The organism is Aphanizomenon sp. UHCC 0183 (genome assembly GCF_009712065.1).
Lineage (GTDB): Bacteria > Cyanobacteriota > Cyanobacteriia > Cyanobacteriales > Nostocaceae > Dolichospermum > Dolichospermum heterosporum.
The window spans coordinates 35456-59179 of record NZ_VILC01000045.1; the positions used below are offsets into that span (position 1 = coordinate 35456).

The following is a 23724-nucleotide window of genomic DNA, read 5'->3' on the forward strand; positions in this document are numbered from 1 at the left end:
GTTAAAAGTTTATTAGAACAAGTGATTAGACATTTATTATTACTGCAATATTGGACAGAGGAATCTGAAAGAAATTATTATCATTGGCAGTCGGAAATTTTAGGTTTTCGTTATCAACTTGAGGATAGATTAACAACGAATTTACGTAATTATCTAGCTAATGAGATGGGTTATATTTATAATCGGGCTTTGAAATATGTGCAGATAAAAACTAAGTTTAAAGTTGATTTTCCCGCAGAATGTCCTTATACTCTTGAACAATTGTTAGATATTAATTATTTAGGTTAATAGAAATCCAGAAATCCAGGGAATAAATTCCCTGTCTCATAGCTAAAGTCGGTTAAAACCGACTATTTTACATATACCAGGAGTGCATTTTATGAAGTTCAATCGCAGTCAAGTTAAAACATATCTCCAATCATCTGATTTTACATCTTTATTTATTGAAGAGTTGGGTTGGGATTATGCTGATGTTTCTCCCATTTATTTAACTGTAGATGAGGAAAATTATACTATAGAAGCTGCTGCCCAAAAACGCGGGATGATGGTTTATCATTGTGTATCTGAAAATGGCATTTTACCCAATTCTAAAATCAGAAAAAAGATTGATACGGAAGTTACAAGTTATAGTCAAGAACATTTAATTATTTATACTGATAAAAAGCAAGAAAAGCAGGTTTGGCAATGGGTAAAAAGAGAATCTGCAAATAAAACTAAAGCCAAGGAAACTACTTTTAATATTACTCAATCTGGAGAGTTATTAACTCAAAAGTTGGAATCTTTATTTATTGATTTTGCTGAGGAAGAAAATTTAACTTTAACTGATGTTACTCAACGCACTCAAAAGGCTTTTGATATTGAAAAGATTACTAAAAAGTTTTTTGATGATTTTCAGTTGGAACATCGGAAATTTGTTACTTTTATTAAAGGTATAGATAATATCAAAGATGCTAATTGGTATGCTTCGGTAATTTTGAATCGGTTGATGTTTATTTATTTTCTCCAGAAAAAGGGGTTTTTAGATCATGGAAATACTGATTATTTACAAGATAAGTTGAAGGTTAGTCAAACCAAAGGTAAAGATTTATATTATCAAGAGTTTTTACAAGCTTTGTTTTTTGATGGTTTTGGTAAGGCTGAAAAGTTCCGTAAAGATGGAACTGCGGCTTTAATTGGTAAAATTAAATATATTAATGGTGGTTTATTTTTACCCCATATTATTGAAGAGAAATATCGCGGAAAAATTAGAATTAGTGATGCTGGTTTTGAGGATATATTTAAGTTATTTTCTGGTTATACTTGGCATTTAGATGATACTCCCAGTGGTAAGGATGATGAAATTAATCCTGATGTTTTAGGGTATATTTTTGAGAAGTATATCAACCAAAAGGAGTTTGGCGCTTATTATACTAAACCGGAAATTACTAATTATCTTTGTGAACGGACTATTAATAAGTTTATTAGTGGGAAAATAAACCCCCCCCAACCCCCCCTTGCTAAGGGGGGGAGTGAAGAAGAACAAGGAAACGCCCCCCTTATTATTCGTGAGAAAATAAACCCCCCCCAACCCCCCCCCCAACCCCCCCTTGCTAAGGGGGGGAGTGAAGAAGAACAAGGAAAAGCCCTGCTTTACAAGGAAGGAAGTGACGAAGAAAAAGCCCCTCTTTACAAGGGGGGTTGGGGGGGTAAAAATCTGAATAATCAATTGTGTCAGCAATTATTAGATGAGATATTACCTCAGCTTTCAATTTTAGATCCTGCTTGTGGTAGTGGGGCTTTTTTGGTGGCTGCTTTACAACATTTAATTAAGATTTATACTGCCATTTTTGACTTTATTCAAGTTTCGGGAAATGAGTCAAATCAAGCTAGATTAAGTAAGATTAAACAAGATCATCCTTCTTTGGATTATTATATTAAAAAACGGGTAATTACTGACAATCTCTATGGTGTGGATATCATGGAGGAAGCGGTAGAAATTGCCAAGTTACGGTTATTTTTAAGTTTGGTTGCTTCTGCGAAAACTGTTGATGATTTAGAACCTTTACCTAATGTTGATTTTAACATTATGGCAGGTAATTCTTTAATTGGTTTGATTCGGGTTGATGATAAACGTTTTGATATTGTGGGAAACCCTGATATTTTACAACAATTAAAAGCCCAGGATTATCAAACTATTTTAAATGAGAAAAATGAAAGTATTAGAAAGTACAAGGAACACGCTTTTATTGCGGGAAAAGTTGAAGATACGGAACAAGAAGATCGTTTACAATTTTTGAGACATCATATTAATGATGTTAACCGGGAATCTTTGGTTAAGTTAAATCAATTGTTGTTAGATGAGTTTGGGAATTTAAAGATTAAATATGAGGAAGTGCAGTTAAAAGGTAAAGCTACTAAACGGGTTTTAAATATTGCTGATATGGAAGCATTAAAACCTTTTCATTGGGGTTATCATTTTGATCAAATTATTGCTAGGGGTGGTTTTGATATTATTTTGGGTAATCCTCCTTGGGAGATTTTTAAACCACAAGCTAAGGAGTTTTTTGCGGAATATAGTGATTTAGTGACTAAGAATAAGATGGACATTAAGACTTTTGAGAAGGAACAAAAGCAGTTATTAGCAAATCCTGAAGTTGCTGCTGCTTGGTTACAGTATCAAAGTCAATATCCTCATGTGAGTTTATATTTTAGAAGTGCTGAACAATATCTTAATCAGATTTCTGTGGTTAATGGGAAAAAACAGGGAACTGATATTAATTTATATAAGTTGTTTGTGGAACAATGTTTGAATTTACTTTCTCCACATGGTGAATGTGGTTTGGTGATTCCTAGTGGGATTTATACTGATTTGGGAACTAAGCAACTCCGAGAAATGTTGTTTTCGCAAACTAAGATCACTGGTTTATTCTGTTTTGAAAATAAAAAGGCTATTTTTGAAGGAGTACACAAAAGTTTTAAGTTTGTGGTTTTGACTTTTCAAACCCTTGTAGGGGCGAATGGCCATTCGCCCCTACCATTACAGGGTACAATATCATTTCCTGCTAAGTTTATGCGTCATGATGTGGGAGAGTTGAATAGTTTTCCTGATGATGATTGTCTTCATATTTATGTGGATTTAATTAAACGGTTATCTCCTGATTCTATTTCGGTAATGGAGTTTAAATCTGATTTAGATATTTTCATAGCTGAAAAAATGAGTCAGTTTCCTTTGTTGGGTGAGGAAATTCAGGATAAGTGGAATATTAAACTAACACAAGAACTGCACATGACAAATGATAGTTATTTATTTCATAAAGAATATCACGAAGGATTAGTACCTCTGATTCAAGGAAATATGTTTCATCAATTCAATTATAATTTTGCAGAACCTAAATATTGGATTGAGTTAAGTGAAGGAAGAAAAAAACTTTTGGGTAAAAATGAAGACAATAAGCAAAAACTTTCCTATCAAGATTATCGTTTAGTTCATAGAAGAATTGCAAGCAGTACAAATGAGCGTAGTTTAATTGCTTGTGTATTACATAAAAATAGATTTTGTGCTGATACGGCCCAAAGTATCAAAAATTTATTACCTTACAATGTTACTTTATTCTTAACAGGAGTTTTTAATTCTTTTGTTTTAGATTATGAAATTCGTAAAAGAATTACATCTCATTTAGATATGCACTTTATGTATAGCTTAACTATTCCCAGATTAACAGAAAAAGACCCATTTTTTCAAGAAATAGTAGAACGTGCAGCCAAGCTAATTTGTACAACACCAGAATATGATGAATTAGCGAAAGAAGTAGGTTTAGGAAGTCATAAAAACGGAATTACAGACGAGAGGGAAAGAGGGAAAATCCGCGCCGAATTAGATGGAATAATTGCCCATTTATATGGGTTAACAGAAGGGGAATTTAGTCATATATTGAGTACGTTTCCTATTGTTGCGGAAACTGTGAAAGATGCGGCTTTAAAGGCCTATCGGGATTTGGGCTGATGATTAATAACGTCAACGTAGGTAATAAAAATGGATTAAGATTAAAACTAAGATCATGCTTGAAACAGTTCTATAACTGACTTAATTTCATCCATTGTTACATCTGTTTGTTCCAGTTTAGAATAAATTAACAGTAAAAGGACATTTGTAGGTGATTCAATTTTATAAATAATTCGATAACCACTACTTTTCCCTTTTTGAATGTCACTGTTGCGAACTCTTACCTTCAAAACTGTATACCCTGTTCCTGCAATTTGATCACCTAAAAAATTACCACTTTGTAATTCTTCAATTATTGGTTGAATATCAGTACGAATATGGCGATATTTTTTTGACAAACTGCGTATTTTTTGTTTAAAATTATCGGTAAAATTAACGATAACAAATGGTGTTTCACTCAACATCAATACCTTCCCAAAGTTCTGAAATTGGATGAACTTTACCTGCTTTAGCTTCTTGTAATGAGGTTTTCAAACTTTCTAAAACAACTGCTTTTGATTCATCATCTTCATCTAATTCATCTTCAATAAACAAAACGATTAATTTAACCCGACTTGGTTTATTAACTATCAGAGGATGATCTAAAGAAATGTTACCATTTTGATCAATCCTTGCCATTATTTCTTGCGCTATCATATTTACTCACCTGTAATTACTACAACTATTTTACTATATTATAGTAAACATTGATCAAGATCCCAGACTTCTGTTTTAATTGTGTCAATAAATCATAAATTGTATGGTGCATCAGATTGCATAAATCCTGTTAGAATAAAATAGTAACTACATCCTAGAAATTAGTTATGTTATGCGTCGAGACACAATCTTTTACAAACTATTTCAACAATATCCATCTTTATTATTTCAACTGTTGGAAAATCCTCCAGAAAATGCCGATAGTTATAAATTTGATTCCGTAGCAATTAAAGAACCAAAATTTGAAATTGATGGCGTATTTTTACCACCAGAAAATGAAAATCCAGGAGTTGTATATTTTTGTGAGGTGCAATTTCAAAAAGATGAAATATTGTATGAAAGAGTAGTAGCTGAATCTTCCTTATATTTCTATCGTAATCGGACTAGATTTAGTGATTGGGAAGCAGTAATAATTTATCCATCTCGTAACATCGAACAAAGCAATATTTATCCACTGCGGGCATTTTTGAACAGTGATCAAGTACATAGAGTATACTTAGATGAATTGGGGGATATTCATCAATTACCAACATGGGTAGGAGTGATGATATTAACCACTTTAGAAGAAAGTCAAGCACCAGAAGCAGCTAGGTATTTATTAACAAAAACTAAGGAAGAAATACCATCATCATCAAATAGCGTCATAATAGAAATGATCACAACTATCATGATGTACAAGTTTGAAAATCTCAACCGTCAAGAGGTAGAATCTATGTTAGGAATCACACTCAAACAAACACGAGTTTATCAAGAAATTAAAGAAGAAGGCCGGGAACAAGGAAAAGAAGAAGGAAGGAAAGAAGGACGAGAAGAAGGACTAGAAGAAGCAACTTTTAATTTAGTCATGCGACTGTTGAGTAAGCGGTTTGGTAAAATATCGCCGAAAATACGCGGTTCTGTTGCTGGTTTATCCTTACATATTTTAGAAGATTTGAGTGAAGCATTATTAGATTTTAATAATGTGGAGGATTTACTTGCTTGGTTAGCAAAAGTTGAAGATTAAGATATAATATCCCCGACTTCTATCATCAATTTATCATTTATTCACAAGATTTATCAAAGAAGTCGGGGATATGGAAATATGCTATAATTCAGACAATTAACTAATATAAACAACTATGCCTCGGATTTTTGATAATATTAATGATCAACTATTACCTATACTCAAAAAAAGCCTCCAATCTGCAAATAGGGCTGATTTTTGTGTGGGTTATTTTAACTTGCGAGGATGGAAATTAATTCAAGAGGAAATTGAACAATTTACCGGAGGAGAAAATAATTGTTGTCGGTTATTAATTGGAATGCAAAAACTTCCCAAAGATGAACTTCAGGAACTATTAGGTTTAGGAATATCCCAAAAACCCGTAGATAGAAATAAATCTTTTCAACTGCAAAAACGCATAGTTCAGGAATTTCGACAACAATTAATGATTGGAAAACCTAATAATGCTGATGAATTGGGTTTAAAAAGACTTAAATCACAATTAAAATCTCAAAAAGTAGTTGTGAAACTCTATTTACGTCATCCCCTCCACGCGAAACTATATTTAGTTCCTCAAAATCATGCCAATTTACCCGCAATCGGTTTTTTAGGAAGTAGTAATTTAACCTTTTCAGGATTATCAGCACAGGGAGAATTAAATGTTGATATTTTAGATCATGATGCTACCCATAAATTACAAACTTGGTTTAATGAACGTTGGGAAGATAACTTTTGTTTAGATATTTCTGAACAATTAGCAAAAATTATAGATGAAAGTTGGGCAACAGACAAGTTAATTGATCCTTATTATGTGTATCTGAAAATAGCTTATCATCTATCGCAAGAAGCGCGAGATGGTTTAAGTCAATATCAAATACCTTCAGACTTTCAATTATTTCCTTTTCAAGCAGCAGCAGTGAAAATAGCCGCGCATTATGTTAACCGTCGTGGTGGTGTGATGATTGGGGATGTGGTAGGATTAGGAAAGACTTTAGTTGGAACAGCTATAGCGAAAATTATTGAAGATGAACTGGGAATTAGTACCTTGATTATTTGTCCTAAAAATCTTGTTTCTATGTGGGAAAAATATCGAGAAGAATATGGTTTAAGAGGTGCAGTAATTTCTATTAGTCAAGTTAGTAAAATATTACCCACAATTCCCGCTCGTTTTCGGTTAGTCTTAATAGATGAAAGTCATAATTTAAGAAATCGAGATGGACAACGTTATGCAGCTATTAAAGAATATATAGAACAAAGCGGAAGTCGGTGTATTTTACTGACTGCAACTCCTTATAATAAAAGCTATTTTGACTTATCTGCACAGTTACGGTTATTCGTTCCTGAATCAAAATATTTAGGGATTAAACCAGACAATTTAATTACAAAATTAGGTGGTGAACATGAATTTAAACGTAAATATCCACAAACTGATGTAAAAACTTTAGCAGCATTTGAAAAAAGCGAACATTTTGAAGATTGGCAACAATTAATGAATCGTTATATGATTAGGAGAACTCGCAGTTTTATTAAAAATAATTATGCTGATACAGATCCTTTAAATGGACGTAAATATTTACAATTTACTGATGGTACTCGTTCTTATTTTCCTGTGCGGATTCCCAAAACTGCTAAATTTACGATTAATAATGATGATAATTATGGAAAATTATACTCTAGTGAAGTTGTCGAAATTATCAATTCTCTATCTTTACCCCGTTACGGTTTAGGAAATTACACTTTAGATAAATATAAACAACCTCCCACAGCAACAGAACAACAGATTTTAAATGGTTTATCTCGTGCGGGAAGACGGTTAATGGGTTTTTGTCGCACGAATTTATTTAAAAGATTAGAAAGTAGTGGTATTGCTTTTTTAGAGTCTTTAGAACGGCACATTTTACGGAATTATGTTTATCTTTATGCTTTAGAAAATAAGTTAGATATTCCGATTGGTACACAGGATGCAGAATTTTTAGATACTTGTAATAATGATGAAGATGCTGATACGGTTAATTCTACAGCTTTAGATTTTGAAATAGCTGATGATGAAAATGATGATAATGATGAAATTAGTTTGGCAAGTTTAACCAGTAAAGATACGGAATATAAACGTCAAGCAAAAGCTATTTATGAACTTTATCAAACCAAATATCAAAAACGCTTTAAATGGTTAGATTCTCGATTGTTCAAATCTGAATTAAAAAAAGATTTACGCGAAGATGCTTTATTGTTATTGAAGTTGTTAAATAATTGCGGAGAATGGAGTTATAAATTAGATCAAAAGTTTCAAACTTTGCAAGGGTTATTAACGGAAACTCATGCATATGAGAAGGTTTTGATTTTCACTCAATTTGCAGATACAGCGCGTTATTTACAAGAATCTTTAGAAAAAGAGAATATTCAACAAGCTGCATTAGTAACAGGAAAAATAAATGATCCGACATCAATAGCATATCGGTTTAGTCCAGAAAGTAATAAACAAAATATTCCCCAAGAACAACAAATTAGAATTTTAATTGCTACTGATGTTTTAAGTGAGGGTCAAAATTTACAAGATTGTCGGATTATTATTAATTATGATTTACCTTGGGCAATTATTCGCTTAATTCAAAGAACGGGAAGAGTAGATAGAATTGGACAAAAAGCGGCAGAAATTTTCTGCTATTCCTTTTTACCTGCGGAGGGAGTAGAGGAATTAATCAATCTGCGCGGAAGATTAGGGGAAAGGTTACAAGAAAATGCTAATGTGGTGGGAACAGATGAGGCATTTTTTGAAGATACTCTTTCCTATCAAGAAATTCTTGATCTTTATCATGAAAAGTCTGGTATTTTAGATGAAGCAGAAGATGGAGAGGTTGATTTAACATCGGAAGCTTTTCAAATTTGGAAAAATGCCATAGATGCTGATCCTGATTTAGAGAAGATTATTAAAAATCTGCCTAATGTTATCTATTCTACCCGCGAATATCAAGGAACAAATTTAGATCCTGAAGGTGTATTAATGTATCTTCGCACTGCTGATGGTACAGATGCTTTAGCTTGGATAAATAGGGAAGGAGAAAGTGTAACTCAATCGCAAATGCGAATTTTGAGAATGGCTAGATGTAACCGGAATACACCCCCTTTAGAAAAGCATCCCCAACATCATGAAATTGTCTCGCAAGGGGCTGATTTGGTATTGGAACAGCATAAAACGACTGGAGGACAATTAGGAAGCTCTAAAGGGGCAAGATATCGAACATATTATAGATTAGATGCTTATATTAAGAAGACAGAAACCCCATTATTTTCATCGTTATTTTCATTAGGTGAAGATTGGCAAACTTTGAAAAAAGCCGTTGAAGAAATCTATCTTTATCCATTAAAAGAAACGACGATTGTTAAACTTAATCGGCAGTTGAAAAGTGGGATTAGTGATGAACAATTAGCCACAATGATTATTTCTTTACGTGATAATAATTCCCTGTGTGTGATTCATCCTGAAGACGGACAACAGGAAGCGCAAATTATTTGTTCATTAGGGTTATTTCCGGGACAACTGACAAATTAAATTAGTCCTAATTCCCGTTTTAGTAAGTTGATGGACTGTGTGCCGATGTAGTTTTCACAGCGAATCAGTTTGGGTGGACGGATGAGGTCTTCTAGGACTGTTTGTATAGCTGCTTGGGTTGTGGCATAGCTGACTTGATCTGTACAAAATATTATTTCTGAGCGTTTAACGATCGCGTGTAGTTTATAAGCATCCTTTGGTTGAGCAGTCATGACTAATATTTCGTCTCCTCGTAAACCGTGGAGAATGACTTCTGTGGCTCTGAGAATACCAGGACTGAGGCTAACTATACCAATACAACTGGATTTGGGTAGGCTTTTCACGACAGTCATTTCTTTGCCATAGTCGTGAATATCTAGGGGAATCACGCGAACTGCTTTGGGTGCAGCGATCGCTTCCACTTCTCCGATAAAATAACGACTGGTGACTAATGTGGCTGAAGTGGTTTGGTCTAATACTCCAATCAGTTGTTCCATTGCGACTAGCTGGAGGGGGATTTGCAGGGATTCTTCTAACTCATCAACCATTAATTCCCCAGCCCCAATATCTTGAGATGGTGTCACCACTAATACTCTGGTACTACAACGCAAGCGCCAGTCAACTTCTGCTAAAAATAGTTCTCGTGATTGATTGAGAGAACAACCTTGACCCAGTAACTCATCTAGGGCTTGTTGCACCACCTTATAGGCTTGAGGATTTTGTTTGAGCATGGGAGACTGGGATCTGCTTCCGCCTTCATGACCTTGAGCGCGGACATAGATGCCTGAACCTGCTAAACTTTCGACAAATCCTTCTTCCTCCAATTGGCGGTAAACTTTACTGATGGTGTTGCGATGTAATCCAGTTTGCATGGCTAAAGCCCTGGTACTGGGTAGTTTATATGCAGGTGAATATTGCCCAGAGGCGATCGCAAATCTGATCTGATTAAACAGTTGATTAGATGCAGGAATTTCACTATCTGGCTGAATACGGAATTGAATCATTACCAATTCTGCTCCATAAGACTTATACAAATAGCCATAATTTACCTGTTAAATATATGATTAATGGGTTAGTTTGCTATGGAAAATATTATCACAGAAGAATACACCAAATCAGAAGGTAAGGGTCAAAATGAATGTAAGTCCGATCAGTAAATAAATCGGGTTCTTCGGTTATTTTTATGGAAAACCTGGTTCAAAATCATTGAAAGCCCTATTGTGTAGGCATTTCATTGAAAATATGGAAATAATTGTTTATAACCCTTGTCCCGTAAGGGTTTTGTTATCATCAATCCTCAATCACCATAAAAGAGACGCAAGAGCCATAAATCGTAATTCACAACGCCATTAGTGGTTACTAATTGCTGATAGATATAACTATTATTAACTTGTGCTTCGTACCTCTTACCTATTTCCCTACTCACAACTTATATTATGACAGAGTCAGCAATACAGACTACAATAATTCAAATTCCTCAAGACAATTTGCAAATAGCCGCCTATTTAGCTCAACCCACCGCGCCCGGTTCTTATCCGGGAATTGTCGTTCTCCAGGAGATTTTTGGGGTTAACGCGCATATTCGGGATGTCACCGAACGGATTGCTAAACTAGGATATGTGGCGATCGCTCCAGCCCTGTTTCAACGTCAAGCCCCTGGATTTGAAACTGGTTACACGCCCGAAGACGTGGAAATAGGCAAAAAATACGCTTGGTCACAAACCACAGCATCAGAACTTTTAAGCGATATTCAAGCAGCTATTGACTACTTAAAAACTTTACCCAATGTTAAACCAGATGGATTTGGTTGTATTGGCTTTTGTTTTGGTGGTCACGTCGCCTATCTAGCTGCTACACTCTCTGATATTAAAGCCACTGCTTCCTTTTACGGTGCGGGGATCACTACTCGTACTCCCGGAGGTGGAAATCCCAGTATTACCCGGACATCAGCAATTAAAGGCACTATCTACACCTTTTTTGGTAAGGAAGATGCGAGTATTCCTCCAGAACAAGTAGACGAGATTACCGCCGAACTTGCAAAATATCACATTTCTCATCGTCTGTTTCGTTACGATGGATCTGGTCATGGATTTTTTTGTGACCGTCGTGCCAGTTATAATTCTAAAGCTGCGGCAGATGCTTGGGAGCAAGTTCAACAACTTTTTAGCCAACTAGTAGTCTGTTAACCCGAAAATGACGGGTGAAGGCAAGTAGGGGAAGCAGGGGAGGTAGGGGAGGTGGGGGAGGTGGGGGAGGTGGGGGAGGTAGGGGAGGTGGGGGAGGTAGGGGAGGTGGGGGAGGGAAGAACAGAAGTTTTTTCCGATCATTACCCGTCAAAATAAATTTGACGAACTACTAGTACCGCAGGGCAGAAGTCAAAAGTCAATACTTCGACAAGCTCAGTAACCAGTTAAAAGTCAAAACTAAGACGTTATAGGCTTCTTAACAATTTAGAATAGTTGGTTTATTTCCGCCAATCTGTACTAGCCTAACCACTGACAACTGACAACTGACAACTGACAACTGACAACTGACAACTAAACAAATAACAATTTATCTTCAAACGTCATGAATTCCGAATCTAAACTTTCTCAAACAGCCAACTCGTCTTTTTCAATGGATGATTTTGCCAAAGCCTTGGAAAAACACGATTACCAATTTCAAAAAGGACAAGTTGTTCGTGGTAAAGTTTTCCAAGTTGACCACGATGGCGCTTATGTTGATATTGGTGGGAAATCCTCCGCGTTTCTTCCCCAAGAAGAGGCTTCCTTGAGAGCAGTAGCTGATTTGTCGGAAGTATTACCGATGAATGAGGAACTAGAGTTTTTGATTATTCGGGATCAGGATGCTGAAGGTCAAGTTACCATTTCCCGCAAGCAATTGGAAGTGAAACAAATTTGGGAAAAACTGTTAGAAATGCAGGAGAATTCCCAAAGTGTGCAAGTACGGGTAACAGGTGTCAATAAAGGTGGTGTCACTGTTGATCTTCTAGGTGTTCGGGGTTTTATTCCGCGATCGCACATCGCCGAACGTGATAACCTAGAAGCACTCAAAGGTCAAACTCTCACCGTAGGCTTTTTAGAAATCAATCGGGAAACCAATAAACTCGTTCTCTCTCAACGTTTAGCCGCTCGTTCTAGCAACTTCAGTTTATTAGAAATCGGTCAATTAATCGAAGGAAAAATTACTGGCATCAAACCTTTTGGTGTATTCGTAGATTTTAACGGTGTCAGCGCCTTACTACACATCAAACAAGTGAGCCAAAAATTCATTGACTCTTTAGAAAAAATCTTTCAAATTGGTCAACCAATTAAGGCTGTAATTATTGATTTAGACGAAGGTAAAGGTCGAGTTGCTATTTCTACCAGAGTCCTGGAAAACTTCCCCGGTGAAGTTGTGGAAAACTTTGCAGAAGTCATGGATTCCGCCGAAGCTCGTGCTAATCGTGCAGCTAATAAAACGGCTGAATAGGTAATTGCTAATTGACCCAGATCCCCGACTTCTTGCAGGAATTTATCATTGATTAACAAAATCAAAAAAGAAGTCGGGGATATTAACTTTATTTAAATCAGCTAAAATAATCAATATTATCAATTGAACGCAGATAAACGCAGATAAACGCAGATGAAGAGGGATGAATTAATTAATGGATTTCATGTTTCTGTGCAGCCTTATATAAAATTGGTATAAGCTAAATATTAAAAAATCGGTCTGTAAAAAAATAAGATAGGAAACTCCTATTTATGAATAATTTACCTGAAAACAAATCTAATTCCCAAGCCGGTGGCGGTTTACCTGTAATCCAATATTGGGTGGAAAAAACTCTCTCACCCCAAGGATTACAATTATGGCAAACTCTCAATCATAAAAGTGCCTGTTTATCCTGTGCTTGGGGTACAGGTGGACAAAAGGGAGGGTTTGTTAATGAAGCAGGAGAATACTTACAACGTTGTGCTAAAAGTGTAGAAGCCATTGCTGCGGAATTGCAACCAGGAATTAAACCAGATTTTTTCCAACAATATAATATTAATGAATTACAACAACTGACCTCTCAAGAATGCGATGATTTAGGTAGACTGACTTATCCTCTCATCCTCAAATCAGGTTCATCTCATTATCAACGCATTAGCTGGGAAGAAGTTTATCAAATCGCCACAACAGCTTTTCAACAACCAGCAGAAAAGATTGCTAGTTATAGTTCTGGACGTTCATCTAATGAAGCTGCATATTTATTACAATTGTTAATGCGATCGCTTGGTAGTAATAATCTAGCAGATTGTTCAGATTTATGTCACATCCCCTCAACCATTGGCTTAAAAAAAGTTTTCGGTTCAGGCACATCAATGGTAAGTTTAGAAGGCTTACAACATAGTGATTGTCTAGTTTTAATTGGTTCTAACGCACCTGCAAATCATCCCCGCTTGATGAACGAATTGATCAAATTGCGAGCAAGAGGCGGTAAAGTAATTATTATTAACCCCCAAATAGAAATCGGTTTAGTCAAATTTGCTTCGCCAGCATTTCCCATTAAATCATTACTCACAGGTGGTTCAGATATCTCTTCTTTATATTTACAACCGATTCCTGGTACTGATGTGGCATTATTTGTGGGGTTGCAAAAATCCCTCATTGCCCAAAATTTAATCAAAATAGAATATCTCCAATCCTACACTCAAAACTGGCAACAAATTTTAGATTACGCAGAAAATATATCCTGGGATCATATCACTAAAACCTGCGGATTATCCCAAGAAGAAATTACAGCCACAGCTTATATCATTGGCAAATCAGAAAGTGTAGTATTTGCTTGGGCTATGGGAATCACCCAACAAGCCAACGGTGTAGATAATGTTTTTAGTATCGCAAATACAGCCTTAATTACAGGTAACGCTGGTAAAATTGGCGCGGGAACAATGCCCATTCGAGGACATTCTAACGTGCAAGGATTTGGTTCAATGGGTGTGACTGTGAATTTGCGCGAAGAAATCAAACAAGCACTATCCAAACTATTAGGAAAACCCCTCAATGAAACTCCTGGTTATCATACCCGTGATTTAATAGCAGCAGCAGAATTAGGAAAGATCAATACTCTCTTTTGTTTAGGAGGAAACTTATATGCAGCTAACCCAGATTTACAACAAGCAAAACAGGCTTTATCACAAATAGAAACCATTTTTTATGTAGCAACAAAACCGAATCTAGGACATTTTCATGGATTAGGAAAACAGCAAACTTTAATATTACCTGTTTTCAATCGGTTTGAAAATCCCCATAAGACTACAACAGAATCAGGTAATAATTTTGTGAGGTTAAATGATGCAGGTAAAAGTCATTTACACCCAGGCAATTCTGATTTAATTTCTGAAGTAGAATTAATTACAGAAATTGCCCATCGTCTACATGATGAAAATCCGATTAATTGGCGTAAATTACAAGATACTATTTATGTTAGAGAATTAATTGCTAAAACCATTCCTGGCTATGAAAAAATAGGTGAAATTGATCAAACTCAGGCAGAATTTACCATTGCCGGGCGGATTTTTGATGAACCGAAATTTCCCACTTTTAATGGTAAAGCGCAGATGTTTGTTACCCCTTTACCACAATTAACTTTACCGCATAAATCAACTTTTGGGGTTGAGGAAAATCAGCCAGGAATTGTAGTCATATTGGGAACAGGACGCAGCTATGGACAACATAACACGGTAGTTTATCGCAGTGAAGATAAATATCGCAATATGCCCCATCGTCATTGTATTTTAATGAATAGTTTGGATATACAAAAAGCAGGATTTCAGGAACATCAACAAGTTACAGTTAAAGGAAATGCGGGGGAATTAGAAAATATTGAAATTATTTGTGGTGCAATTCGTGAAGGGGTAGCTTTTATGTTTTATCCTGAAGCTAACGTTTTATCTAAAGCAGATATTGACCCCAAAAGTGGGATACCTGCTTATAAAAGAGTTCCAGTTTTTGTTTATAAATAAAATCTCGTTCCCAGTCTCCAGACCTACGGTGTACACACAAGTTATCGAATCACCATTATTCCTCAAATTACCCCACCCTAACCCTCCCCGATGCTTTGGGGAGGGAACTGGAGGGAACTGGATTTTCTTGTTTCCCCCAAGTTAAAACTGTTCCCTGTTCCCTTGTCCTCACAGACAACCTATTCAGCAAACCCCAAGTATGAATTCACGAGTCTTTGACTCCACTTAACAAAAAAGCAGAGTCTTCGGAAATTTATGCCAAAAAAGGCTCAAATCCGTTATTTGATATATACTGTCACAAAATACTATTAACAGTCTAGTTATAATAAACAGCAAGACTTTGAGCCATCTACCAAGGAGTTTAAATTTTACAACAAGCCTGTAAATCTCTCATCATTTTGCAGAATTTTCAAAATCTGCTTAATTTCCTGGGTGCGGTCTTTCTTCACTACCAGAGTAACATTGCGATCGCGCACAATCACCACATCCTCTAAACCAATCGTGACAATGACATCATCAGCATTGGAGGCATAAACAATCGCTCCCTGAGTATCTAAACCCACATGAGTAGCAAGTTCTACATTAGGATTATCATCCTGCTTCAGCAAGCGTTCAATAGCATTCCAGTCACCCAGATCATCCCAACCAAATGCTACTGGCAAAACATAAGCTAGACTGGTTTTTTCCATTAAAGCATAATCTATACTTTTCTTAGGTAACTGGGGATAAATATCAACACCATGTTGTTCCAAAGGTTTCATAATTTCCGGTGCATGGGTGCGTAATTCTGACAAAACAACACTGGCTCGAAAAACGAACATCCCGCTATTCCAGCTAAACCGTCCCGTTGACAAAAAAGTTTCCGCCGTTTCCCGGTCGGGCTTTTCAGTAAATCGGTTTACATGATACGCTGGTAACTCATTGAAACTACCTATTTTTTCGCCTTGTTCAATATAACCATAGGCAGTTGATGGAAAATTAGGTTTAATACCCAAAGTCACAATCGCTGCTTTCTTAGTCGCCAAATCCTTAGCAGCCGCTAAAGTTTCGGCAAATAGCTCCGGGTCAGCAATCCAGTGGTCAGCAGGAAAAAAGCCAATAATAGCATCTTCCCCGTAACGCTTTTTAATTTCTAAACTTGTCCAAGCAACAGCAGCAGCAGTGTCTCGACCCTGGGACTCAATCAGTAAATTCGACTCTGGCAAATCAGGAAGTTGTTCTCGCACCCCTTGAGCAATGGGACTAGAAGTAATCACCCACAAATTTTCCCAACCACCAGCCAGAACTAATAATCTATCAGCAGTTGCTTGTAGTAAACTTCTTGAGCTACCATCAAGGCTTAAAAATTGCTTAGGTCTGTCTAGTCGGCTCAAAGGCCAAAAACGCTCACCTTTACCACCCGCCAGAATCACAGGAAAAAATAAATTATTCATATCGGCATACATCGGTAATTCAGAACAATATACAGCAGAATTTACCGAATCAGGAGTCACCGGGTCAGGAGTCACCGGGTAAAAATGGCTTTGTATATAGGTTTCAACTTAGATTTCGTACCTCCTAACCCCGCCACCTGCTGTATCTGAGATAAATGTTTACGCATTCACTTTGAGATGATCTTCACTGATGAATTTTTCTGGTTGAGTATGTTGTAATTATCACTGATTGAAACTGTGAGGACAGCAATAAAAAAATATCCGATTAACTTTTCACAAAATCTAAAATTTCCACAGCGAGTTTTAACTCGCAATATTTGTAGCTTGTATTAACATACCTTTGAGGAGTGGTTGAGTGGGGAGAAAATTATGATTAAACAAATTCAATGGTCAGAAAATCAGATAGTACCTCAACAAGTCCCAACTTCAGAACTGGAGGTAAAACAGCCACCAGTTCAAATGTCGGAAAATCAGGTAGCAACCCAACCAGCATCAGCCCCAACTTCGCCGGTGAAGCTAAAATCATCAGTCAACTCTTCTCGGAACGTCGTTGAATCTGTTGGCACTATTCCCAACGAACTCTATGACCGTTTAGGCTTAACAGTTCCCCGCTGGTTATTGTGGGTCTTAACAATTGTTTTAGGGATAATTCTATCTGGATTACTAGCATCAAGTTTGGCACTATGGACTCCCCTCTGGAGCAATCTCGACCAAGCGAAAGATGATGAATTCAGTCCTAATAAACAAGACCAAATCAAAGTACCTGGGGACTTATGGACTAAACTTTCTCAGTACAAACTATCAAAACCCATGAATATTTTAATTATGGGCATTGAACCAGTTCCAGGTACTGTAGACGGTTCACCAGAAAGTTTTGCTGGTACAAGCGACACCATGATGTTGGTGCGGCTCAATCCCAGTGATAAATCTATTCGCCTACTGTCAATTCCCAGAGGGACAATGATAGCCATTCCCGAACAGGGATTAACGAAGGTATCGGAAGCTAACGCCAAAGGTGGCCCAGTTTTAGCCGCCAGAGTAGTTAGTCGGAGTTTAGGTAATGCTCCCATAGATAGGTATATCCGCATTTCTACTAGCGGTTTTCGGGAATTGGTGGAACAGTTAGGTGGTGTGGATGTATTTGTCCCTCAAGCCATGAATTATCAAGATCAGACTGGTGGCTTTGCCGTGAATTTGGTCGGCGGTTGGCAAAACCTCAACGGTGAACAGGCAGAACAGTTTGCCCGTTTTCATGAAGAAGGTAAAGGAGATTTACCCAGAGTCCAGCGACAACAAGCACTAATAAATGCTTTAATGCAACGACTCAACAGTCCCACTGTTTTACCCAGGTTGCCCCAATTAACTCGCGTCATGCGAAAGTATTTTGATACCAACCTGAAAATGGAAGAAATGATGGCATTAGCGAATTTTTCCGTCAATGTAGACCGGGATAATTTCCAAATGTCCATGTTACCTGGTACATTTAGCAAATTCAGTCAAGATGTCAATAGCTATTGGTTAAACATGACTGGACAACAAACCTTATTAAATGATTATGTTGGGGTAGATATAACTGGCATTAAATCAGATACCAGACCGGTCTCTATTCAAAGAATTGCCGTGCAAAATACTACTAACCAACCCCAGTTAACGGAAAAAGTAGTTACCTATCTTAAACAGAAAGGTTTTACTAATGTTTATGTAGTTCCCGACTGGCCAGATACTCAACGCCAAACTCAGATTATTGTCCAAAAGGGCAACCGACAACCAGGAATTGACTTGCGACAAGTTTTAGGTTTAGGACAAATCGAAGTTTCTGGAAATGGTGATTTGGAATCTGACCTCACAATTCGCATTGGTAAGGATTGGAAATAGGTAATTGGTAATTGGTAATTGGTAATATTTACTCTTGCCTCTTGCCTCTTGCCTCTTACCTTCTACAAATTTAAAATTTATGAACAAGATTTTTTGCCGATTTTTGAGTTTAATATTGGTTTCTATTTTGGCAGGATTTTCGGTAATTACGAATCCTCAACCAGCTTTTGCTCAAATTAACACCATTAATTACAATAATGCCAGTTTGGAAAAACGTGACTTTTCTTATACTGATTTAGTTGGGGGAACTTTTGTGGCAGCAGAAATGCGGGGAACAAATTTCCAAGGTGCAAATTTAACTAACGCAATTTTTACCAAAGGCGTTTTATTAAAAGCAAATTTAGAAGCTGCAAATTTAACAGGTGCTTTGGTTGATCGTGTTACCTTGGATAGTGCTAATCTAAGAAACGCTATTTTCACAAAAGCAACTTTAACCCGTAGCCGTTTTTATGATGCTGATATCACTGGTGCTGATTTTACAGACGCACTTATTGACCGTTATCAAGTATCCTTACTCTGTCAAAGGGCGGATGGTGTGAATCCTGTAACTGGTGTTTCTACAAGAGATAGTTTGGGTTGTCGGTAAAAAATTGACAACTGACAACTAACAACTGACAACGGACTAATAAATATTCGTGACACAACAAGATCAAAAACCTGCTCGTTCTTTCGCTGGCATTGCTGGTATTGTTGCCGCAGCAACATTAATTAGTAAAGTGTTTGGTTTAATTAGGCAGCAAATAATCGCTGCGGCTTTTGGTGTGGGTGCAGCAGCTACAGCTTATAGTTATGCCTATATTATCCCTGGTTTTCTTTTAATCTTACTTGGTGGTGTCAACGGACCTTTACATAGTGCCATTGTCAGTGTTTTGGCTAAACATAAAAAAGAGGAAGCTGCACCGATAGTAGAAACAATCACAACTCTTGTGGGTGGGTTGTTATTAGTGGTGACATTTGCTCAGATTTTCTGCGCTGAGTATATTGTTGATTTTGTGGGTCATGGCTTAGAAGCAACTACAAGAGCGATCGCTATCCGTCAAATCCAAATCATGGCACCTTTAGCCTTATTTGCTGGTTTAATTGGGATTGGGTTTGGAACTTTAAATGCAGCTAATCAATATTGGTTATTATCAATTAGTCCATTATTATCTAGTATTACTGTTATTATCGGTATTGCTATTTTAGGGTTACAACACGGTAAAGAAATTATTCGTCCCGAATATGCTTTAATCGGTGGCATGGTATTAGCTTGGGGAACTTTAGCAGGGGGAATTCTCCAATGGTTAGTACAGCTAATTGTGCAATGGCGGTTAGGACTAGGAACATTACGCCTGAGATTTGATTTTAAATCCCCCGGTGTACAAGAAGTAATTAAAATCATGACTCCCGCGACAATATCATCAGGAATGATGCCAATAAATGTCGCTACTGATCTTTATTTTGCTAGTCCTATTGTTGGTGCAGCGGCAGGTTTTAACTATGCCAATCTTTTAGTGCAAACTCCATTAGGAATTATTTCTAATATTATTTTACTGCCTTTATTACCGACATTTGCTAAACTTTCCCACCCAGACAACTGGGAAGAATTAAAATTACGCATTCGGCAAGGACTTTTATTAACTGCCGTTACCATGCTACCTTTAGGGGCATTAATGGTATCCTTATCTGTGCCAATTGTCCAGATAGTTTATCAACGGGGAGCATTTAAACAAGAAGCAACTCAGTTAGTATCTTCTCTATTAATTGCCTATGGAATTGGAATGTTTGTCTATCTAGGGCGTGATGTTTTAGTTAGAGTATTTTATGCTTTAGGTGATGGACAAACACCTTTTAAAATTAGTATATTTAATATTGTTCTTAATGCTGTATTAGATTTAATATTAGTTGAACCTTTTGGTGCGCCTGGATTAGTTTTAGCTACAGTGGGAGTTAATTGTAGTTCGATGTTGATGTTGTTATTTTTGCTCAATCGCAAACTTAATGGCTTACCTTGGCAAGAATGGTGTGTACCAATTTTGGGGTTAACAGTTGGGAGTATAATTGCAGGTTTAGCCAGTTTTGGAACTTTGGTTGCTTCCCGACAGGTGTTAGGTAAACCAGATTTAATTAGTTTACTAATAGAATTATCCATATCTGCTTTTGTGGGAATTGGAGTATTTGCGATAATTGCTTCTAGAATGAATATCCCCGAAGTGAATATTTTTGTAATCAAGATGCAGCAAAAGTTTTTGAAGAAATAAGGGACTGACAATTAAAAAAATATCCCAATCTGTATTATAGATGTAAGGGTTTAGCACTGCTAAACCCTTACTTATTTGCTACTCCCTAAATCAAACGCTAATGCACTCTACAATTATTGGATAATTTATTTTTTGGGAAATTTTCACCCATAATTTACATTAACGGCTTGTGTCAGTTACCAGTTATGCTTAGAATGTTATTTAGCATCTATCGGAAAACTGGATTCCGAGCTAAAATCTTTAATTAGCGGTGCTATTTTTAGTTTTCACATTGATATTCAATTTTACGAGAGGTTATGGACAAAAGTCCAACAGATGGCAGTAGTATCCTCCTCTAAGCTGGCGAGACAGTCTCCCAGCGCGGGGGAGACTTTAGGAGATTTCTATTATGCTTACACAGGAAATTCGCAAGTCCTTAGATATTGCTGACTTAAATCAGCTTAAATGTGACTTGAATTGTTTACAGCCAGTAGATGTGGGTGAGTATATCACTCAATTGCCCGAAAAACAAAGAGCGATCGCCTTCCGATTACTCAACAAAGATCAAGCCATAGATGTCTTTGAGTATTTACCCACAGAAGTACAGGAAGACTTGATTAACTCCCTCCACGATGCCCAGGTAGTAGACCTCGTTGAAGAAATGAGTCCTGATGAACGGGCATATTTATTTGATGAACTACCAGCAGGAGTAGTCAAACGCTTATTACAACAACTCAGTCCCGAACAAAGACAAGCTACAGCCACAATTCTCGGCTATCCAGAAGGGACTGCGGGGCGGGTAATGACAACGGAATATGTTCGCTTGCGACGAGGTTTAACTGTTGGTGAAGCCCTCAGTAAAATCCGCTTGCAAGATCAGGATAAGGAAACAATTTACTATGCCTATGTCACTGATGATAATCGCAAATTAGTTAGTGTTGTTTCTTTGCGTCAGCTATTATTTACCTTTCCCGATGTCTTAATTAAAGATATTGCCAGCTCCCATGTTGTCAAAGTTAGGACAGAAACCTCTCAGGAAGAAGTCGCTCGTATTATGCAGCGATACGATTTAATCGCTATACCTGTGGTTGATAGAGAAGATAGATTAGTCGGTATTATTACAATTGATGATGTCGTAGATATTTTAGAAGAAGAAGCTACAGAAGATATCCAAAAATTGGCAGGGGTAAGTGGTGATGAAGAAGCCTTATCTCCCGCACATATTACTATTCGGAAACGGTTGCCTTGGTTATTGGGGATTATGGGATTATATATTGGTGCTGCCAGTGCGATCGCTCCTTTTCAACAAGTCATCGCCGCTGTACCCGTTCTCGCCGTGATCATGCCCATATTTTCTAACACAGGGGGGACTGTAGGTATACAAGCCCTGACTGTCACTATTCGCGGTTTAGGTGTAGGAGAAGTCACACCCGAAGATACTGGTAAAATTCTCCGCAAAGAACTTTTAGCTGGGTTAGGAACAGCCGTAGCTTTAGGGCTGACAATGGTTGCCCTTTCCCTAATTTGGGCTAAACCCCAAGAAAGATGGGTAGCTTTAATAGCTGGGGCAGTTATGGCTACTAATACAATGGTAGCGGTGACTTTAGGAACCTTGCTACCAATGGGTTTAAAGCATTTAAAACTAGATCCAGCCTTAATGAGTGGTCCGTTAGTGACAACAATGCTAGATACCATCGGATTTTTAACCTTCCTCAGTATGATTTCTATCGCCTTAAAGGTATTCCATTTAGAAAGTTAATCGGTTGGTAATTGGTAATTGGTAATTATGCTTTTTTCGTCATTACCAATAAACAATTATCTAAAATCTAAAATCTAAAATCTAAAATCCCAATGTCTACTACTACCTGGAATCGTCATCACATTCTTACACTCGCTGACTTCACAACCGCTGAATATAACGCCGTTTTACAAACTGCGGCTTCTTTTCAAGAGGTACTATCACGACGGACAAAGAAAGTCCCCACATTACAGGGACAGGTAGTAGCAAATTTATTTTTTGAACCCTCTACCCGCACCCGCAGTAGTTTTGAAATTGCGGCTAAAAGGCTAAGTGCAGATACTCTCAACTTTGCCGCAGCTACATCTTCCATGACCAAAGGTGAAACAATTCTTGACACCGCCAAGACTTATTTAGCCATGGGAACTGATATTATGGTAGTCCGCCATAAGGATGCAGGAGTGCCACAAGCGATCGCTCAAGAAATGGATCGTCTAGGTGTAAAAGTTAGCGTCCTCAATGCCGGTGATGGACAACATGAACATCCATCCCAAGGATTACTAGATTTATTCACAATTTGTAGTTTAATTGACCCTGCACAACCCAAAATTGAATCATTGCAAGGTAAAAAAATTGCTATTGTCGGCGATATCTTACATTCTCGCGTAGCCCGTTCTAATATTTGGAGTCTCATCGCTAGTGGTGCCGAAGTTCACCTAGCCGCACCTCCCACATTATTACCTAAATTCTTTGCAGAATATTTAGGATGTCCAGCAGACTCTAGCCGATTATTTACCCATTGGCAACTAGAACCAGCTTTAGAAAATGCTGATTTTGTGATGACATTGCGTTTACAAAAAGAACGGATGACAGCCCATTTATTACCTAGTTTACGAGAATATCATCAACTATTCGGCATTACTCGCACCAAGTTAAAACTTTGTCAACCTAACGTTAAAGTATTACATCCAGGTCCAGTAAATCGGGGTGTAGAAATTAGTTCTGATTTAATGGATGATCCCGAATTTAGCTTAATTCAATCTCAGGTAACTAGCGGTGTCGCAGTGCGGATGGCACTTTTGTACTTTATCGGTAGTGGTAGAGTTAATTAATCATGATGCTATAGCACTTGCATGATTGAAAATCATACTTGGTTAGGAGAATTTATTTAAATAAAAATATTGATTGGCTAAAAATAAGAAAAATAAGAGTATAAAATTGAATTTTATTAAATCGCTAAATGATAAATAGTGAAATTTTATAGACTTTTCCCTTTCATTTTT

At 37.0% G+C, this 23724-nt stretch carries 16 protein-coding genes; 12 read left to right on the forward strand and 4 right to left on the reverse strand.

Features of this window, described 5'->3' with window-relative positions; all coding sequences use genetic code 11:
* Positions 1–288 (forward strand): DUF29 domain-containing protein (locus FJR37_RS16010; RefSeq protein WP_254434589.1); only part of this gene is annotated, 288 nt, incomplete at its 5' end.
* 91 nt (positions 289–379) lie between these two features.
* Positions 380–3982 carry an Eco57I restriction-modification methylase domain-containing protein gene (locus FJR37_RS16015; protein ID WP_254434590.1) on the forward strand — a complete coding sequence of 1201 codons (3603 nt, stop codon included), beginning with the start codon at positions 380–382 and terminating at the stop codon, positions 3980–3982.
* A 53-nt stretch (positions 3983–4035) separates the two neighbouring features.
* Here the strand turns inward: FJR37_RS16015 and FJR37_RS16020 are convergent, their stop codons facing one another.
* Positions 4036–4386: a type II toxin-antitoxin system RelE/ParE family toxin gene (locus tag FJR37_RS16020; protein ID WP_168466497.1), complete on the reverse strand. Its 351-nt coding sequence runs from the start codon at positions 4384–4386 to the stop codon at positions 4036–4038.
* The gene (locus FJR37_RS16025; protein WP_168466498.1) at positions 4376–4618 is read right to left on the reverse strand and encodes a hypothetical protein; all 243 of its coding nucleotides are present in this window, start codon (positions 4616–4618) and stop codon (positions 4376–4378) included. The genes FJR37_RS16020 and FJR37_RS16025 overlap by 11 nt, the downstream gene beginning before the upstream one ends.
* 172 nt (positions 4619–4790) lie before the next feature.
* Here FJR37_RS16025 and FJR37_RS16030 point away from each other — a divergent pair, with 172 nt between their 5' ends.
* Positions 4791–5681: an Rpn family recombination-promoting nuclease/putative transposase gene (locus FJR37_RS16030; RefSeq protein WP_168466499.1), complete on the forward strand. Its 891-nt coding sequence runs from the start codon at positions 4791–4793 to the stop codon at positions 5679–5681.
* 115 nt (positions 5682–5796) lie between these two features.
* On the forward strand, positions 5797–9210 hold the full coding sequence (locus tag FJR37_RS16035) for a helicase-related protein (RefSeq protein WP_168466500.1): 3414 nt from the start codon (positions 5797–5799) through the stop codon (positions 9208–9210).
* On the opposite strand, the gene FJR37_RS16040 is transcribed toward FJR37_RS16035, so the two are convergent.
* The gene (locus tag FJR37_RS16040; RefSeq protein WP_168466501.1) at positions 9207–10193 is read right to left on the reverse strand and encodes a GntR family transcriptional regulator; all 987 of its coding nucleotides are present in this window, start codon (positions 10191–10193) and stop codon (positions 9207–9209) included. The two genes, FJR37_RS16035 and FJR37_RS16040, sit on opposite strands and share 4 nt — an antisense overlap.
* A 432-nt stretch (positions 10194–10625) precedes the next feature.
* Here FJR37_RS16040 and FJR37_RS16045 point away from each other — a divergent pair, with 432 nt between their 5' ends.
* The 3 genes from FJR37_RS16045 to FJR37_RS16055 all read left to right on the forward strand — a co-directional run bounded on the left by FJR37_RS16045 (position 10626) and on the right by FJR37_RS16055 (position 15176).
* Positions 10626–11375 carry a dienelactone hydrolase family protein gene (locus tag FJR37_RS16045; RefSeq protein WP_039200233.1) on the forward strand — a complete coding sequence of 250 codons (750 nt, stop codon included), beginning with the start codon at positions 10626–10628 and terminating at the stop codon, positions 11373–11375.
* A gap of 382 nt (positions 11376–11757) precedes the next feature.
* Complete coding sequence (locus tag FJR37_RS16050; protein WP_168466502.1) at positions 11758–12660, forward strand: S1 RNA-binding domain-containing protein; 903 nt, start codon at positions 11758–11760, stop codon at positions 12658–12660.
* A gap of 272 nt (positions 12661–12932) precedes the next feature.
* Positions 12933–15176 carry an FdhF/YdeP family oxidoreductase gene (locus FJR37_RS16055; RefSeq protein WP_168466503.1) on the forward strand — a complete coding sequence of 748 codons (2244 nt, stop codon included), beginning with the start codon at positions 12933–12935 and terminating at the stop codon, positions 15174–15176.
* Positions 15177–15544: 368 nt separating this feature from the next.
* Here FJR37_RS16055 and FJR37_RS16060 read toward each other — a convergent pair whose 3' ends face one another.
* Positions 15545–16609, reverse strand: a complete 1065-nt coding sequence (locus FJR37_RS16060; protein WP_039201547.1) for a mannose-1-phosphate guanylyltransferase — start codon at positions 16607–16609, stop codon at positions 15545–15547.
* 369 nt (positions 16610–16978) lie between these two features.
* Here FJR37_RS16060 and FJR37_RS16065 point away from each other — a divergent pair, with 369 nt between their 5' ends.
* From FJR37_RS16065 to FJR37_RS16085, 5 genes are all read left to right on the forward strand, one after another.
* The gene (locus tag FJR37_RS16065; protein WP_039201549.1) at positions 16979–18484 is read left to right on the forward strand and encodes an LCP family protein; all 1506 of its coding nucleotides are present in this window, start codon (positions 16979–16981) and stop codon (positions 18482–18484) included.
* Between the two features lie 79 nt (positions 18485–18563).
* On the forward strand, positions 18564–19070 hold the full coding sequence (locus tag FJR37_RS16070) for a pentapeptide repeat-containing protein (RefSeq protein WP_039201551.1): 507 nt from the start codon (positions 18564–18566) through the stop codon (positions 19068–19070).
* Positions 19071–19119: 49 nt separating this feature from the next.
* On the forward strand, positions 19120–20724 hold the full coding sequence (murJ, locus tag FJR37_RS16075) for a murein biosynthesis integral membrane protein MurJ (protein ID WP_168466504.1): 1605 nt from the start codon (positions 19120–19122) through the stop codon (positions 20722–20724).
* 388 nt (positions 20725–21112) lie between these two features.
* Positions 21113–22462 (forward strand): magnesium transporter, encoded by a 1350-nt coding sequence (mgtE, locus tag FJR37_RS16080; RefSeq protein WP_027404869.1) that lies wholly within the window; start codon positions 21113–21115, stop codon positions 22460–22462.
* 92 nt (positions 22463–22554) lie between these two features.
* Entirely contained in the window at positions 22555–23553 is a 999-nt protein-coding gene (locus FJR37_RS16085; protein WP_168466505.1) for an aspartate carbamoyltransferase catalytic subunit, read from the forward strand.
* The last annotated feature ends 171 nt before the right edge of the window (positions 23554–23724 follow it).

Coding starts and splice junctions, on each gene's coding strand:
- FJR37_RS16015 (WP_254434590.1), top strand. CDS start 380: ATGAAGTTCAATCGCAGTCAAGTTAAAACATATCTCCAATCATCTGAT.
- FJR37_RS16020 (WP_168466497.1), bottom strand. CDS start 4,386: ATGTTGAGTGAAACACCATTTGTTATCGTTAATTTTACCGATAATTTT.
- FJR37_RS16025 (WP_168466498.1), bottom strand. CDS start 4,618: ATGATAGCGCAAGAAATAATGGCAAGGATTGATCAAAATGGTAACATT.
- FJR37_RS16030 (WP_168466499.1), top strand. CDS start 4,791: ATGCGTCGAGACACAATCTTTTACAAACTATTTCAACAATATCCATCT.
- FJR37_RS16035 (WP_168466500.1), top strand. CDS start 5,797: ATGCCTCGGATTTTTGATAATATTAATGATCAACTATTACCTATACTC.
- FJR37_RS16040 (WP_168466501.1), bottom strand. CDS start 10,193: ATGATTCAATTCCGTATTCAGCCAGATAGTGAAATTCCTGCATCTAAT.
- FJR37_RS16045 (WP_039200233.1), top strand. CDS start 10,626: ATGACAGAGTCAGCAATACAGACTACAATAATTCAAATTCCTCAAGAC.
- FJR37_RS16050 (WP_168466502.1), top strand. CDS start 11,758: ATGAATTCCGAATCTAAACTTTCTCAAACAGCCAACTCGTCTTTTTCA.
- FJR37_RS16055 (WP_168466503.1), top strand. CDS start 12,933: ATGAATAATTTACCTGAAAACAAATCTAATTCCCAAGCCGGTGGCGGT.
- FJR37_RS16060 (WP_039201547.1), bottom strand. CDS start 16,609: ATGAATAATTTATTTTTTCCTGTGATTCTGGCGGGTGGTAAAGGTGAG.
- FJR37_RS16065 (WP_039201549.1), top strand. CDS start 16,979: ATGATTAAACAAATTCAATGGTCAGAAAATCAGATAGTACCTCAACAA.
- FJR37_RS16070 (WP_039201551.1), top strand. CDS start 18,564: ATGAACAAGATTTTTTGCCGATTTTTGAGTTTAATATTGGTTTCTATT.
- mgtE (WP_027404869.1), top strand. CDS start 21,113: ATGCTTACACAGGAAATTCGCAAGTCCTTAGATATTGCTGACTTAAAT.
- FJR37_RS16085 (WP_168466505.1), top strand. CDS start 22,555: ATGTCTACTACTACCTGGAATCGTCATCACATTCTTACACTCGCTGAC.